Here is a 13530-nt window from a genome sequence, read left to right as displayed (position 1 = left end):
ATTGTCTTCGGCATGTTGTAGCAAGCGGTGGACCGATCTCCAAGCATTTGTCCATGCGACAAGATCGGCGCCTTGCGGGTGGAGAGAGACCGGTGATCGAGCTGGAGAACGTGAGCTACGGCTATGGCGGTGGCGAACTTCTGACCGAGATGTCGCTGAAGCTCGCGCCGGGGTCGTTCCACTTCCTCACGGGCCCGTCCGGCGCCGGCAAGACCACTTTCCTCAAGCTGCTCTATGCCGAGCTGCTGCCCTCGGCCGGCCGCGTCACCGTCTTCGACCAGAGCGTGCGGGGGCTCGGGCGCGACGAGATCGCGGAACTGCGCCGGCGGATCGGCGTGGTGCATCAGGACTGCCAGTTCCTCGACCATCTGTCGGTGGCGGAAAACGTGGCCCTGCCGCTGCTGGTGGCCGACCGCCCGATCGACACGCGCGAACTGGTGGAACTGTTGGGCTGGGTCGGGCTGAAGGGCCAGATGGATGCCCTGCCGCCGGAACTGTCGGGGGGCGAACGGCAGCGCGCGGCGCTGGCCCGGGCAGTGATCATGGGACCGGACGTGATATTGGCGGACGAGCCCACCGGCAATGTCGACTGGGAGATGTCGCAGCGCCTGCTGCACCTGCTGGTGGAGCTGAACCGGATGGGCAAGACCGTGGTGATCGCCACCCATGACATGAACCTGATCCGCAGCGCCAAGGCGCAGGTCGCGGCGCGGGTGCTGCGGATCAAGGGGCGGCGGCTGCATCTGGCGGGGGCGGACCTGTGAACGCGCAACTGGCCCGGGCGAGGGCGTTTCTGACCTCGGACCTGCAATCGGACCGGGTGGTGCCGCCCTCGGGCTTCACCGCGCGGCTGACGGTGTTCTCGGCCGCGGCGATGGCCTTCCTAGCCGTCTTCGCGCTGGCGCTGTCCTTCGCGGCGGGGCGACTGGCGGATCGCTGGTCGGACGCGCTTGCGCAATCGGCGACGATCCGCGTCTCGGCCCCCGAGGACCAGCAGGAGCGGCAGGTGCAGGCGGTGCTGGCGGTGCTGGAAACCACGCCGGGCATCGCCTCGGCCCGTGAATTGCCGGCGGACGAGACGCAGGCCCTGCTGGCGCCGTGGTTCGGCCCCGACCTGCCGATCGAGACGCTGCCGATCCCGGCGCTGATCGAGGTGGTGGAAGAGGGCACCGGCTTCGACCCCGAGGGCCTGCGCCTGCGCCTGCAGGCCGAGGCGCCGGGCGCGGTGCTGGACGACCACGACCGCTGGCGGCGGCCGCTGGTGGCGGCGGCGGGGCGGATGCGGCTGGTGGCGGTGGCCTCGCTTGTGCTGATCGGTGCGGCGACGGCGGCGATGATCACGCTGGCCGCGCAGGCGGCGCTGGCCGCGAACGGGCAGGTGATCCGGGTGCTGCGGCTGGTGGGCGCGCACGACCGCTATATCGCGCAGGCCTTCGTGCGCCGCTTCACCCTGCGCGCGGCGGGCGGGGCGGCGGCGGGCACGGCGCTGGCCGCCCTGATGCTGGCGCTGGTGCCCTCGGTCGAGACCGGCAGCTTCCTTACCGGGCTCGGCTTTCAGGGCGGCGAATGGCTGTGGCTGCCGCTGTTGCCGGTGCTGGGGGGCGCGGTCGCACTGGCCGCCACCCGCGCGGCGGCGCTGCGGGCGCTGAAGGGGCTGATGTGATGCGCTGGCTGCTGTCGCTGGTCTTCTCGATCCAGATCTACGCGATGATGGCGCTGATGGCGGTCTGGTTCACGCCGCAGGTGTTTTTCCGGCGCGAGGCCGCCTATGACGCGGTGCAGACCTGGTGCCGCTGGGTCCGCTGGAGCGCAGAGCGCATGCTGGGCCTGCGCACGGTGATCCGCGGCACGGTGCCGACAGGCGAGGTGCTGATCGCCGCCAAGCATCAGAGCTTTCTCGACATCATCCTGATCGTCAGCGCGGTGCCGCGGCCCAAGTTCATCATGAAGCGCGAATTGCTGTGGGCGCCGATCCTGGGCTGGTACGCGATCCGCATCGGTTGCGTGCCGGTGCATCGCGGCCGGCGGGGGCAGGCGATCCAGCAGATGCTGGCCGATGTCGAGACGGGCCGCGCCCTGCCGGGACAGCTGATCATCTATCCGCAGGGCACCCGCGTCGCCCCCGGTGCGGCGATGCCCTACAAGCCGGGGACCGGGGCGCTCTATTCCCAGCTCGGACAAACCTGCGTGCCGGCGGCCACCAATGTCGGGCTGTTCTGGCCGCGGCGGGGCGTGCTGCGGCGCCCGGGGCTGGCGGTGGTGGAATTCCTGCCGCCGATCCCGCCGGGCCTGCCGCTGCCCGAATTCATGGCGCGGCTCGAATCCGAGGTGGAGACGGCCTCGGACGACCTGATGGCCGAGGCGGGCTTCCGGCCCGGGCGCGGCTGAGATGGCGACCGCCCCCGGCACCGTCGCGTTCCTGCTGGAACAGATGGAGCCGGCCGGGGTGGTATCGGCCCGGCGGATGTTCGGGGAATACGCGATCTACCTCGAAGGCAAGGTGGTGGGGCTGGTGATTGGCGACCGGCTGTTCGTGAAGCCCACGCCCGGCGCGCTGGCATTGGCGGGCGATGTGGCGCTGGAACGGCCGGTGCCGCAGATCACGCCCTACCTGCCGGTCGAGGATGTGGACGATGCCGGGGCGCTGGTCGCGCTGATCCGCGCGGCATGGGCCGATCTGCCGGTGCCGCCGCCAAAGAAGCCCCGCAAGACCGGGACGCCCCGGAAGGAGTGATGCCGATGCAGTTCCTCGACAATCTCGACGATCTGGCCGCCCTCTATGGCAGGCCGCAGCCGACCTCGACCCGCAAGGTGGCGGACCGGCTGGCCGGACCCTACCGGGACTGGGTGGAACGGTCCCGCTTTGCCGTGCTGGTGACGGTGGGGCCGGAAGGCACCGACGGGTCGCCCCGCGGCGATGACGGACCGGTGGTGCGGTTGCTCGACGACCGGACGCTGGCGCTGCCCGACTGGCGCGGCAACGACCGGATCGACAGCCTGCGCAATCTGGTGCGCGACGGGCGCTGCAGCCTGATGTTCATGATCCCCGGCTCGACCAATGTCATCCGGGTCAACGGCCGGGGCCGGGTCACCGCGGATCAGGGGCTGCGCGACAGCTTCGCCCGGGACGGCAAGCTGCCGCGCACGGTGGCGGTGATCGCGGTGGACGAGGTCTATTTCCAGTGCGCCCGGGCGCTGATGCGGTCGCGGCTGTGGTCGGGTGCCGATGAAAGCGCGGGCCTGCCCACGGCGGGCCAGATGCTGGCCGCGCTGACGGCGGGCGAGGTCGGCGGCACCGCCTATGACGCGGAATGGCCGGACCGGGCGGCGAAATCCATGTGGTAGGCCGGACCCGAAGCCGGCCCCGCGCGTTTGGCCCGCATGGACATCCGCGACCCCGATCACGCCCGGCTGGAGCGCATCCGCCGCATCGCCCGGCTGATGGACAGCCGCTGGGTCGTGCCCGGCACCGGCATCCGGCTGGGGCTCGACGGTATCATCGGGCTGGTGCCCGGCGTCGGCGACACGGTCGGTCTGGCAATTTCCGCCTGGATGATCAACGAGGCGGTGCAGGCCGGCGCGCGGCGGCGCACCATCGCCCGGATGGTCGCCAATGCCGGTGTGGACTGGCTGGTGGGGGCGATCCCGCTGGTGGGCGACATCTTCGACATCGCGTTCAAGAGCCACCGGCGCAATGCCGCGCTGCTGGCGGCCGATCTGGAAAGCCGCTCGCGGCCGGCGGCGACCGTCAGGCCAGTTTCAGCGCGATGATCCCCGACACGATCAGCGCGATCCCGGCGATGCGCAGCAGCGTCGCCGGTTCGCCCATGATCGCGATCCCCAGCGTCGCCGTGCCGAGCGCGCCGATCCCCGTCCAGACCGCATAGGCGGTGCCCACGGGCAGCGTCTTCATCGCCTGCGCCAGCAGGAAGAAGCTGGCCAGCGCGCCGATGATCGTCAGCGCGGTGGGCCAGGGCCGCGAAAAGCCGTCGGACCATTTCAGCCCGAGCGCCCATGCGCATTCGAGAATGCCCGCGACGAGGACGAGCCCCCAGGCCCCGCCCGGCATCAGGCGGCCAGCCCCTTCGATCCCATGTCCAGATACTTGTGGCGCCGGTCGCGGATCAGCGCATCGGGCTTCTTGCCGGACAGTTCCTTCAGCATCGTCTCGATGGCCTTGCCGACATTGGCGATGGTCTCGGCCCGGCCGCGCTGTGCGCCTCCCAGCGGCTCTTTCACGATCCGGTCGATCACGCCCAGCTTCAGCAGGTCCTGCGCGGTCAGGCGCAGCGCCTCGGCCGCCTCGCGCATCTTTTCGGAATCCTTCCACAGGATCGAGGCGCAGCCTTCGGGCGAGATCACCGAATAGATCGAATGTTCCAGCATCGCGATGCGGTTGGCAGTGGCGAAGGCCACGGCCCCGCCGGACCCGCCCTCGCCGATGATGACCGAGATCAGCGGCACGCCGACCTGCAGGCATTTCTCGGTCGAACGGGCGATGGCCTCGGACTGGCCGCGTTCCTCGGCGCCCTTGCCGGGATAGGCGCCGGGCGTGTCGACCAGCGTCACGATCGGCAGGCCGAAGCGATGCGCCATGTCCATCAGCCGGATCGCCTTGCGATAGCCTTCGGGACGCGCCATGCCGAAATTGTGCTCGATCCGGCTTTTGGTGTCATGGCCCTTCTCATGGCCGATCACCATCACCGGCTGGTCGTTGAACCGGGCGATCCCGCCCATCACCGAATGGTCGTCGGCAAAGTTCCGGTCGCCGGCCAAGGGCGTGTATTCGGTGAACAGCGCGTCTACATAGTCGCGGCAATGCGGCCGGTCCGGGTGGCGCGCGACGAGGCATTTGCGCCAGGGCGACAGGTCCTTGTACAGATCCTTCAGCATCGCCTCGGCCTTGCGGTCCAGCGCCGCGGCCTCTTTCTCGACATCCATCTCGGAATTGCTGCGGGCCAGCGCGCGCAGCTCCTCGGCCTTGCCTTCGATTTCGGCCAGAGGCTTTTCGAATTCGAGATAGTTCATTCTGCGCTCCGTTCTGCGCCCGTTCTGCGCGCAAGTCGCGGCCGGTGCGGTCCGGGGGATTTATGGCGGTCTGCGGGCGGATTTGCAACGTCGCGGCACCAATCTGCTGCGGTGGCGGAGGCGGTGGAACCGCAGTCGCACGACAGTGTTCCCGCACAATGGCAGTGAAGGAGAAGAAAATGGGCAGGAACCTGCATGATGGCGCCCGGCTCGCGCTGACGGGCCTCGCGGCGCTGGCGGCGACCGGGGCCGCGGCACAGGTCACCACGCCGATCGGGGACGGCATCTACGCCCGCGGCGGGGTCGAGGTCGAACATTACATGTATGACGATGAAGAGGCGACCGGCGCCTATCTCGACATGGATATCGGCATTGCGACCGGCACGCTGTTCGGGCTGCCCGTCGGGGTGGAACTGGGTGCGGAGGGCTTTTCCGAGGACGAGAGCGAAAGCGCCTTCTACGGGGCGGCGGTGCTGGACACCGGTTTCGGTCTGGTCGGGGCGGGGGTGCCGCGCTTCGCGCTGGACAAGTACATGGACACGCCGCAGATCGGCGGCTTCCGGCTGATCGAGGTGCTGGATTTCGGCCTGATCGACGGCCAGGGCCTGTCCGGTCTCTACTACCTCGCCGCCTCCGAGGTGCCCTATGGCCTCAGCTACGATCTGGTGCGGCAGAACGTGGCGGTGGGGGTGACCTATCACGAGTTCGAGGACGGTGGCCCCAAGGTGCTGCAGGGCGTCGTGCGCGGCAAGGCCGGGATGGTCGAACTGTCGCTGGGCGGCGAATACCTCGATGCCGACGGGGGCGATTCGACCTTCCTGACCGGCAGTGCCGAATTCCAGACGGCCCGGTTCGATCTGGGCGCCTCTTACGTCACGCTCGACGCATCGGTCGATTTCGGCGAGTGGCTGGACGATGACGCCGCCGATGGCTTGGCCTCCGTCGGTCTCGACGATCTGTCGGCGTCGGGTGACGTGACCTCGACCAAGGTCTGGGCCACGGTGCGCCCGCTGGAACGGCTGGACGTGACCGCCAGCTACATGAGCTTCGAGGAGGGCAGGGCCGATGTCTGGGGCCTCAGCGCCCGCTATGCGCTGGCCGGCGCCTTCATCGAGGCGGGAGCCATCGACGGCATCGGCGACGAGACGCTGGTGCAGGCGTCCTTCGGGCTGGATTTCTGAACCTGCGGGCAGACAGCGAAACGCCCCGCAGCCGGGCTGCGGGGCGCGCTCCTCCCGAAGTGTCGCGTCGGGGCCTCCCCTCCCCGTCGCGACCGGGCGTCACTTTCCAGAGTGCCACTGTGTTAATCTTTCGTGACACCACGCTGCGACGGATTCGGGCATCCTGTCAACGAGTCTCTTTCGCGGCCGTCGTTCTTTTCCGGCCCATCTTCCGCGAATATCCGTCCTGCGCCGGTCGAAGCGGGCGGAGCCGCCACGAAGGATCGCCGGAATCTTCGGCAGAATGCCGGATTTTCGCGGGATCATTGGCGCGTTTCGCCGGAACGGACGCGAATAACCGAGGATATTTCCCGGCGGACGGATAGTCTTTGCCGGACGACCCCTCCCCAATGAAGGAGCCACCGATGGCGATGATCGAGACGCCCTACCTGCTGTTCCTCGGCGATGCGCCGGACGCGCTGGCCGCGAAGGTCGCGCAAGGGATCAAGGACTGGCGCCCGGAATATGCCGTCGGCCAGTTCCGGATGGAGGGCTGCAAGGCCGATCTGGGCCTGACCGACATGACGCTGGCCGAGGCGAAGGCGGCGGGCTGCAAGACGCTGGTGGTGGGCGTGGCCAACCGCGGGGGCGTGATCTCGCCCGCCTGGAAGAAGGTGCTGGTGGCGGCGCTGGAGGAAGGCTTCGACCTGGCCTCGGGCCTGCACAACCTGCTGCGCGACGAGCCGGACCTTGCCGCCGTCGCCGCCGCCACGGGCCGCAAGCTGCATGACGTGCGGGTGCCCGAGGTCGAGTATCCCATAGCCAACGGCAAGAAGCGCGCGGGCAAGCGGATGCTGGCGGTCGGCACCGACTGTTCGGTCGGCAAGATGTACACCGCGCTCTGCATGGAGAAAGAGATGCGGGCGCGCGGCATGAAGGCCAGTTTCCGCGCTACCGGCCAGACCGGCATCCTGATCACCGGCGACGGGGTGCCGCTAGATGCGGTGATCGCGGATTTCATGGCCGGGTCCATCGAATATCTGACCCCGGACAACGACCCCGACCACTGGGACCTGATCGAGGGGCAGGGCAGCCTCTATCACGTCAGCTATTCCGGGGTGACGCTGGCGCTGGTCCATGGCGGCCAGCCCGACGCGCTGGTGATTTGCCACGAACCGACGCGCCCGCACATGCGCGGCCTGCCGGATTATGAGATGCCGACGATGGAACAGGTTCGCGATACGGCGCTGCTGCTGGCGCGCGTGGCCAACCCGGATTGCGTGGTGGTCGGCTGTTCAGTCAACACCCAGCACATGCCCGAGGACGAGGCACGCGCCTATCTGGCCGAGGTCGAGGCGCGGATGGGCTTGCCCGCGACCGACCCGTTCCGCTTTGGCGCGGGCAAGCTGGTGGATGCGCTGGCGGCGGTGTGACGATGGAACTGACCGTTACCCCCGACACGTTTCGCCTCGCGCAGGTCTTCACCATCAGCCGCGGCTCGCGGACCGAGGCGCGGGTGCTGACCGTGCGGATCACCGAGGGCGGTGTCACCGGCCGGGGCGAATGCGTGCCCTATGCCCGCTATGGCGAGACGCTGGATAGCGTCACCGCGCAGATCGAGAGCCTGCCCGCGCGCTTTACCCGGCCGGAACTGCAGCACCTGCTGCCGGCGGGCGCGGCCCGCAACGCGGTGGACTGCGCCCTGTGGGATCTGGAGGCCAAGCGCGCCGGGCGCCGGGCCTGGGATCTGGCCGGCCTGCCGGCGCCGGGGCCGCTCGTCACCTGCTACACGCTGTCGCTGGACGAACCGGAGCGGATGCGCGAACAGGCCGCCGCCAATGCGCATCGCCCGGTGCTGAAGATCAAGCTGGGCACGCCCAACGACATGGCCCGCCTGGCGGCGGTGCGGGCCGGTGCGCCCGATACGCCCATCGTCGTCGATGCCAACGAGGGCTGGACGCCCGAGATCTATGCCGATCTGGCGCCGCATCTGCTGAAGATGGGGGTGAAGCTGGTCGAACAGCCGCTGCCCGCCGGGGCGGACGAGATGCTGGCGGCCATGGCCCGGCCGGTGCCGGTCTGCGCCGACGAATCCTGCCACGACCGGCATTCGCTGGACGCGCTGGCGGGCAAGTACGACATGGTCAACATCAAGCTCGACAAGACCGGCGGCCTGACCGAGGCGCTGGCGCTGCGCGACGAGGCGCGGTCGCGCGGCTTCGGGGTGATGGTGGGCTGCATGGTGGGCTCGAGCCTCGCCATGGCGCCCGCGGTGCTGGTGGCGCAGGGCGCGGCGGTGGTCGATCTTGACGGGCCGCTGCTTCTGGCCGAAGACCGCGACCATCCGCTGGATTACAGCGGAGGCAAGGTCTGGCCGCCCGAGGCCGCGCTCTGGGGCTGACGGCTGGCGCATACGGAGGGACATATGGGCCGCATCGTCTATCTGAACGGGGAATACCTGCCGGAATCCGAGGCGAAGATCTCGATCTTCGACCGCGGCTTCGTCTTTGCGGATGCGGTCTACGAGGTGACCTCGGTCCTCGATGGCAAGCTGCTGGATTTCGAGGGCCATTGCGCGCGGCTGAAACGCTCGCTGAACGAGCTGCAGATCGCCGAGCCGCTGACGGCCGATGACCTGCTGGCGATCCACCGCGAACTCGTGGCGCGGAACGAGATCACCAATGGCCTCGTCTACCTGCAGATCAGCCGGGGCGACCCCGGCGACCGCGACTTTGCCTTCCCGGCCGATGACGTGGCGCCGACCGTGGTGCTGTTCACCCAGTCGAAACCCGGCCTTGCCGATCCCGCCGGCGCCGAACAGGGCATCCGCGTGATTTCGATCCCCGACATCCGCTGGGGCCGGCGCGACATCAAGACGGTGCAGCTGCTGTATCCGTCGATGGGCAAGATGATGGCCAAGAAGGCCGGCGTGGACGATGCGTGGTTCGTGCAGGACGGGCTGGTGACCGAGGGCACCGCCAACAACGCCTATATCGTCAAGGGCGGCAAGATCATCACCCGCCCCCTGTCGAACGACATCCTGCACGGGATCACCCGCGCCACGCTGCTGGAATATGCGCGCGAGGCGCAGATGGAGATCGTCGAGAAAACCTTCACCATCGCCGAGGCGCAGGCCGCCGACGAGGCTTTCATCACCGGCGCCTCGACCTTCGTGATGCCGGTGGTCGAGATCGACGGAGTGCCGGTCGGCGCCGGCAAGCCCGGTCCGGTCGCGCTGCGCCTGCGCGAGATCTACCTCGACCAGGGACGCAAGGCGGCGGTGTGACGACGGTCGACGGGCCGGCGATCCGTCCGCCGGACCGATCCGGAGCGGCACAGCCGGACGCAGCGCAGGACCTGCCTGTGTTCGAGATCCGCGCCCGGCGCGGCCGCTGGCTGGGGCTTGCCGCGGCGGGGGGCACCCTGACTGCCGCGGCGGCCTTCGGCCTCTGGACCGGGGATGAGCGGCGGGCGCTGTATCTGGCCGGCCTATGCCTGTTCCTGCCGGGCACGGCCATCGCGGTGCTCTGCGCCGTCCGGCGTCTGCCGCGCCTGCGCTGGTCGGCCACGCGCATCCGCTACACCCATCTGTTCGGGACGAGGGAGATCGACCTGGCAGCGGTGGGGCCGGTCACAGCCCTTACCCGGCATCACCGGGGCGGCAAGAGCCATGTCCTGACCGTGCGGGTGCGGTCCACCGGCAAGACCATCCACATGGGCCTGCCCGCGTCGGGCCTGACGGAAGCGGACCTGCGCGATCTGGCCGACCGGATCAATCAGGGGCGGGGAGTGGCGCCGAACTCCGGGTCGTGACCCGAAGCCTCGCGCGCCGGTGACGGTCCACCGGACCGGCATGTCCCGGCAGAGCCGGGAGCGGTGCTTACCCCACGAACTCGATGAACAGGTCGTTGGCGTTCACGTCGTCGGGCAGGACGCCGTCCAGAACCGCCTGCACCTTGCCGGCCACGAGGATCTCGGTGCTCAGCCCGTCGGCGGTGCTTTGCAGGTCGACGTCCACCGCGCCGTCGGGGGCGGGGGCGTAGATGGTGATCTCGATCTGGTCGAGGCCCGGCTGATAGTCGCTGATGACAGTGGCGGGGGTGGCGTCCTCGGCGGGGCCGGCGTCCTGCGCGTCGTCTTCCCAATCCGCGGCATCCCATTCGGACTCCGCGTCCCACTGGTCCTGCTCGGCCGCGTAGGCCGCATCCGCCGCGTCGCCGTCCCACGGATCGGCCACGGCCAGGGCGTCACCCGCGGCGTCATCGTCCTCGGCGTCGAAGTCGAGAAGGGACCCCGCCTCGTCGCCGGTCTCCTCGGCGATCAGCGCCTCGTCTTCGTCGCCGCTGACTTCGTCGGCATCCGTATCGGCGCCGGTATCGGCAAGAGTCCCGAGCGTCAGCAGCGAGATGAGTTCCAACATGTTTCTATTCCCGAGGCCCTGGCCGGTTCGCGTTCTGCTTGTATCGAACGTTGGCCCTCCTCGACCCCGAGTCAACCCGAAGGCGAGGCGGCGCCCGGCTCCGCTTGGCCAGTCACGGGCCTGGCCCGTCATTGTCCCCGCCGGGGAAACGCCGGCGCCGGGTCCGCGCCGGGAACTGCCCGTTCCGCATGCGTCAGCCGCGCGGGCCGACATTGTCGCGGAAGGCCGTCTCGAACGCCGCCTTCTGCGAGTCGCTGGCCTCGGTCTGGTGGCGGGCCTGCCAGTCGGCATAGGGCATGCCGTAGAAGATTTCCCGCGCCGCGTCCTTGGACAGGCTGACGCCGCGGGCCTCGGCCGCCTCCTGATACCAGCGCGACAGGCAGTTGCGGCAGAACCCCGCGAGGTTCATCAGGTCGATGTTCTGCACATCGGGCCGCGCCTCGATCAGATGCGCCCTGAGGGCACGGAAGGCCGCGGCCTCGATCTCGGTCCGGGTGGCGTCGTCCATGGCTTGTCCTTTCGATCAGAGGCCGGAGGCGGCCAGCGTCTCGACCAGCACCGGGGCCAGCCGGGCGGCCCAGTCCTGCTGGCCCGCCCTGTCCGAGATGAGGTCGTTGCGCAGCTCGATCAAGACGTTCGGCCGGCCCGGGGTCAGGGCGTGGCGGTCGATGGCGTCGCCGTCCAGATGGCCGGAATAGGGCTCGTTGTCGCCCACGCACAGGCCCATCGCCTGCAGCCGCGCGATCAGCGGCCGTGCCAGCCGCTCGTCCCGGTGCGAATAGAGGATGCCCACCTGCCAGGGCCGGGGCGGGCGGCCGCGCAGGCGCGGGGTGAAGCTGTGGACGGCGCAGATGGCGGTGTCGGTCCGCCGCGCCGCAAGCTGCGCATAGGCCGCGTGATAGGGGCGGTGAAAGGCCGCCAGCCGCCGTTCCGTCTCGGCCGCGTCGGCCAGCCGGTTGGCGGGGATCACCGTCCCGTCATAGAGCTTCATCAGCAGCGTCGGGTCGTCCTCGCCCCGGTTCGGGTCGATCACGAGGCGCGAGAAGTTGGACCGCAGCACCGGCGAGTCCAGCCGCTGCCCGAGCCCCTCGGCCAGCCCGGCGGCGCCGACGTCATAGGCGATGTGGCGGGCCATGTCGGCGGGGGCGATCCCCAGATCCCCGCCGCCGACGCTGTCGGGCACCGCGTTCGACGCGTGGTCGCAGGTGACGAGCCAGCGCCCCGGGCGCGTCTGGCCGATGATGGAATAGGCTTCAAAGGTCATTGCGGGTCATGTTTTCGTGCCGTTCCGGGTTTAGGGCAAGGCGGTGGCCTGCGCCAGTTGCGACCCGCAGGGATTTCCGCCATAGAGAGCGCGGCCCACCGCGCAACCGACACGATAGACCTAACGAGGCAGGATGAGACGCCTTCGCAAAGTAAAGATCGTGGCCACCCTCGGGCCGGCCTCCAGCGATTATGACACCATCCGCGCCCTGTTCGAGGCCGGGGCCGACGTGTTCCGCCTGAACATGAGCCACGGCACCCATGCCGAACAGAAAGCGCGCTACGACATCATCCGCGCGATCGAGGCCGATGTCGGCCGGCCGATCGGGGTGCTGGCGGACCTGCAGGGGCCGAAGCTGCGCGTCGGCACCTTTTCCGCCGGCGCCGCCGATCTGGAAGAGGGGCAGAGCTTTCGCTTCGACCTCGACGACACGCCGGGCGAGGGGCACCGGGTCTGCCTGCCGCATCCCGAAATCTTCGCGGCGCTGGTGCCGGGCAGCACGCTGCTGGTGAACGACGGCAAGATCCGGATGCGGGTCGAAACCTGCGGCCCGGATTTCGCCGATTGCACGGTGACGATCGGCGGCACGATTTCCAACCGCAAGGGTGTGAACGTGCCGGACGTGGTGCTGCCGCTGGCGGCGCTGTCGCCCAAGGACCGCGAGGATCTGGAATTCGCCTGCGAGCTGGGGGCGGACTGGCTGGCCCTGTCCTTCGTGCAACGGCCCGAGGACATGGACGAGGCGCGGCAACTGGCCAGGGGCCGGGCGGCGATCCTCGCCAAGATCGAGAAGCCCGCCGCCCTGTCGCGGTTCGAGGACATCCTCGCCGTGTCGGACGGGATCATGGTGGCGCGGGGCGATCTGGGGGTCGAACTGCCGGTGCATTCGGTGCCGCCGATCCAGAAGCGTCTGGTGCGCAAGTGCCGCGCCGCCGGCAAGCCGGTGATCGTCGCCACCCAGATGCTGGAATCGATGATCGAAAGCCCGATGCCGACCCGGGCCGAGGTGTCGGACGTGGCCCATGCGATCTACGAGGGCGCCGATGCGGTGATGCTGTCGGCCGAATCCGCCGCCGGCCGCTATCCGGTCGAGGCGGTGACGACGATGGACAACGTCGCCCGCTCGGTCGAGACCGATCCCACCTATCGCGACGTGATCGAGGCCAGCCGCCGGTCGGGCCGGTCCACCATCGCCGAGGGCATCGTCGCCGCGGCGCGGGAACTGGCGGAATCGACCGATGCGATCAAGGCCATCTGCTGCTACACCCAAAGCGGCAAGACGGTGAACCTCGTCGCGCGGGAACGGCCGCGCGTGCCGATCATCGCGCTGACCCCGTTCCAGAGCGTGCTGCGCCGGCTGTGCCTGACCTGGGGCGTGCACGGGGCGTTCTGCGCGCCGGTGGACCGGTTCAAGGGCGCGGTCGTCGGCGCGGCGCGGGCGGCCAAGGCCGAGGGCTTTGCCACGGAAAGCGAGATGATCCTCGTGACCGCGGGCGTGCCCTTCAACGTGCAGGGCACCACCAACATCCTGCGCGTTGCCCCCTGCGACGAGCGGCTGATCTTCCGCACCGACCCGGAATGAACGGCGCGCACCCCGGTCTTGCGGGGTGCGGCCCATTCCGGCCGCGGGCGCCCGTGCGCCCCGGCCCGCGGTCCTG

At 69.5% G+C, this 13530-nt stretch carries 17 protein-coding genes; 12 read left to right on the top strand and 5 right to left on the bottom strand.

The window, feature by feature from the left end:
* The first annotated feature begins 92 nt into the window (after nucleotides 1-92).
* From EEY80_RS01865 to EEY80_RS01840, 6 genes are read left to right on the top strand one after another with little or no spacing between them, the layout of a single operon-like run.
* Nucleotides 93-764 carry a cell division ATP-binding protein FtsE gene (locus EEY80_RS01865; RefSeq protein WP_126974845.1) on the top strand — a complete coding sequence of 224 codons (672 nt, stop codon included), beginning with the start codon at nucleotides 93-95 and terminating at the stop codon, nucleotides 762-764.
* A complete protein-coding gene (locus EEY80_RS01860) occupies nucleotides 761-1663 on the top strand; it encodes a cell division protein FtsX (RefSeq protein WP_126974844.1) in 903 nt (300 codons plus the stop codon). Before EEY80_RS01865 ends, EEY80_RS01860 begins: the two co-directional genes overlap by 4 nt.
* Nucleotides 1663-2388, top strand: coding sequence for a lysophospholipid acyltransferase family protein (locus EEY80_RS01855; protein WP_126974843.1), 726 nt, complete (start codon nucleotides 1663-1665; stop codon nucleotides 2386-2388). The genes EEY80_RS01860 and EEY80_RS01855 overlap by 1 nt, the downstream gene beginning before the upstream one ends.
* A gap of 1 nt (nucleotide 2389) precedes the next feature.
* On the top strand, nucleotides 2390-2734 hold the full coding sequence (locus tag EEY80_RS01850) for a TfoX/Sxy family protein (protein WP_126974842.1): 345 nt from the start codon (nucleotides 2390-2392) through the stop codon (nucleotides 2732-2734).
* A gap of 5 nt (nucleotides 2735-2739) precedes the next feature.
* The gene (locus EEY80_RS01845; RefSeq protein ID WP_126975086.1) at nucleotides 2740-3345 is read left to right on the top strand and encodes a pyridoxamine 5'-phosphate oxidase family protein; all 606 of its coding nucleotides are present in this window, start codon (nucleotides 2740-2742) and stop codon (nucleotides 3343-3345) included.
* A gap of 36 nt (nucleotides 3346-3381) precedes the next feature.
* Nucleotides 3382-3771, top strand: a complete 390-nt coding sequence (locus tag EEY80_RS01840) for a DUF4112 domain-containing protein (protein ID WP_126974841.1) — start codon at nucleotides 3382-3384, stop codon at nucleotides 3769-3771.
* Here EEY80_RS01840 and EEY80_RS01835 read toward each other — a convergent pair.
* Both EEY80_RS01835 and EEY80_RS01830 read right to left on the bottom strand, forming a co-directional pair.
* Nucleotides 3749-4069 carry a DMT family transporter gene (locus EEY80_RS01835; RefSeq protein ID WP_126974840.1) on the bottom strand — a complete coding sequence of 107 codons (321 nt, stop codon included), beginning with the start codon at nucleotides 4067-4069 and terminating at the stop codon, nucleotides 3749-3751. The two genes, EEY80_RS01840 and EEY80_RS01835, sit on opposite strands and share 23 nt — an antisense overlap.
* Nucleotides 4069-5028, bottom strand: coding sequence for an acetyl-CoA carboxylase carboxyltransferase subunit alpha (locus EEY80_RS01830; RefSeq protein ID WP_126974839.1), 960 nt, complete (start codon nucleotides 5026-5028; stop codon nucleotides 4069-4071). The genes EEY80_RS01835 and EEY80_RS01830 overlap by 1 nt, the downstream gene beginning before the upstream one ends.
* A 179-nt stretch (nucleotides 5029-5207) precedes the next feature.
* Between EEY80_RS01830 and EEY80_RS01825 the strand changes: the two genes are divergently transcribed.
* The 5 genes from EEY80_RS01825 to EEY80_RS19960 all read left to right on the top strand — a co-directional run bounded on the left by EEY80_RS01825 (nucleotide 5208) and on the right by EEY80_RS19960 (nucleotide 10001).
* Nucleotides 5208-6209, top strand: a complete 1002-nt coding sequence (locus EEY80_RS01825) for a hypothetical protein (protein ID WP_126974838.1) — start codon at nucleotides 5208-5210, stop codon at nucleotides 6207-6209.
* A 410-nt stretch (nucleotides 6210-6619) separates the two neighbouring features.
* On the top strand, nucleotides 6620-7621 hold the full coding sequence (dgcN, locus tag EEY80_RS01820) for an N-acetyltransferase DgcN (protein WP_126975085.1): 1002 nt from the start codon (nucleotides 6620-6622) through the stop codon (nucleotides 7619-7621).
* A 2-nt stretch (nucleotides 7622-7623) separates the two neighbouring features.
* The gene (gene dgcA / locus EEY80_RS01815; RefSeq protein WP_126974837.1) at nucleotides 7624-8589 is read left to right on the top strand and encodes an N-acetyl-D-Glu racemase DgcA; all 966 of its coding nucleotides are present in this window, start codon (nucleotides 7624-7626) and stop codon (nucleotides 8587-8589) included.
* Nucleotides 8590-8613: 24 nt separating this feature from the next.
* On the top strand, nucleotides 8614-9474 hold the full coding sequence (locus tag EEY80_RS01810) for a D-amino-acid transaminase (RefSeq protein ID WP_126974836.1): 861 nt from the start codon (nucleotides 8614-8616) through the stop codon (nucleotides 9472-9474).
* A 77-nt stretch (nucleotides 9475-9551) separates the two neighbouring features.
* A complete protein-coding gene (locus EEY80_RS19960) occupies nucleotides 9552-10001 on the top strand; it encodes a hypothetical protein (protein ID WP_164738102.1) in 450 nt (149 codons plus the stop codon).
* A 67-nt stretch (nucleotides 10002-10068) separates the two neighbouring features.
* Here the strand turns inward: EEY80_RS19960 and EEY80_RS01805 are convergent, their stop codons facing one another.
* From EEY80_RS01805 to EEY80_RS01795, 3 genes are all read right to left on the bottom strand, one after another.
* Nucleotides 10069-10608 (bottom strand): hypothetical protein, encoded by a 540-nt coding sequence (locus EEY80_RS01805; protein WP_126974835.1) that lies wholly within the window; start codon nucleotides 10606-10608, stop codon nucleotides 10069-10071.
* Between the two features lie 193 nt (nucleotides 10609-10801).
* Entirely contained in the window at nucleotides 10802-11116 is a 315-nt protein-coding gene (locus EEY80_RS01800; RefSeq protein ID WP_126974834.1) for a DUF1244 domain-containing protein, read from the bottom strand.
* A 15-nt stretch (nucleotides 11117-11131) separates the two neighbouring features.
* Nucleotides 11132-11872, bottom strand: coding sequence for an N-formylglutamate amidohydrolase (locus tag EEY80_RS01795; protein WP_126974833.1), 741 nt, complete (start codon nucleotides 11870-11872; stop codon nucleotides 11132-11134).
* 133 nt (nucleotides 11873-12005) lie between these two features.
* Between EEY80_RS01795 and pyk the strand changes: the two genes are divergently transcribed.
* Entirely contained in the window at nucleotides 12006-13454 is a 1449-nt protein-coding gene (pyk, locus tag EEY80_RS01790) for a pyruvate kinase (RefSeq protein ID WP_126974832.1), read from the top strand.
* Nucleotides 13455-13530: the final 76 nt, after the last annotated feature.

Source organism: Frigidibacter oleivorans (assembly GCF_003993775.1).
GTDB classification, from domain to species: domain Bacteria; phylum Pseudomonadota; class Alphaproteobacteria; order Rhodobacterales; family Rhodobacteraceae; genus Frigidibacter; species Frigidibacter oleivorans.
Note: the sequence above shows the minus strand (reverse complement) of the source record. Positions and strands in the feature narration are given on the sequence as shown.

Excerpts from the sequence above, each read along its gene's own strand:
- EEY80_RS01855 (WP_126974843.1), top strand. The coding sequence starts at position 1,663 with ATGCGCTGGCTGCTGTCGCTGGTCTTCTCGATCCAGATCTACGCGATG.
- EEY80_RS01850 (WP_126974842.1), top strand. The coding sequence starts at position 2,390 with ATGGCGACCGCCCCCGGCACCGTCGCGTTCCTGCTGGAACAGATGGAG.
- EEY80_RS01845 (WP_126975086.1), top strand. The coding sequence starts at position 2,740 with ATGCAGTTCCTCGACAATCTCGACGATCTGGCCGCCCTCTATGGCAGG.
- EEY80_RS01840 (WP_126974841.1), top strand. The coding sequence starts at position 3,382 with ATGGACATCCGCGACCCCGATCACGCCCGGCTGGAGCGCATCCGCCGC.
- EEY80_RS01835 (WP_126974840.1), bottom strand. The coding sequence starts at position 4,069 with ATGCCGGGCGGGGCCTGGGGGCTCGTCCTCGTCGCGGGCATTCTCGAA.
- EEY80_RS01830 (WP_126974839.1), bottom strand. The coding sequence starts at position 5,028 with ATGAACTATCTCGAATTCGAAAAGCCTCTGGCCGAAATCGAAGGCAAG.
- EEY80_RS01825 (WP_126974838.1), top strand. The coding sequence starts at position 5,208 with ATGGGCAGGAACCTGCATGATGGCGCCCGGCTCGCGCTGACGGGCCTC.
- dgcN (WP_126975085.1), top strand. The coding sequence starts at position 6,620 with ATGATCGAGACGCCCTACCTGCTGTTCCTCGGCGATGCGCCGGACGCG.
- dgcA (WP_126974837.1), top strand. The coding sequence starts at position 7,624 with ATGGAACTGACCGTTACCCCCGACACGTTTCGCCTCGCGCAGGTCTTC.
- EEY80_RS01810 (WP_126974836.1), top strand. The coding sequence starts at position 8,614 with ATGGGCCGCATCGTCTATCTGAACGGGGAATACCTGCCGGAATCCGAG.
- EEY80_RS01805 (WP_126974835.1), bottom strand. The coding sequence starts at position 10,608 with ATGTTGGAACTCATCTCGCTGCTGACGCTCGGGACTCTTGCCGATACC.
- EEY80_RS01800 (WP_126974834.1), bottom strand. The coding sequence starts at position 11,116 with ATGGACGACGCCACCCGGACCGAGATCGAGGCCGCGGCCTTCCGTGCC.
- EEY80_RS01795 (WP_126974833.1), bottom strand. The coding sequence starts at position 11,872 with ATGACCTTTGAAGCCTATTCCATCATCGGCCAGACGCGCCCGGGGCGC.
- pyk (WP_126974832.1), top strand. The coding sequence starts at position 12,006 with ATGAGACGCCTTCGCAAAGTAAAGATCGTGGCCACCCTCGGGCCGGCC.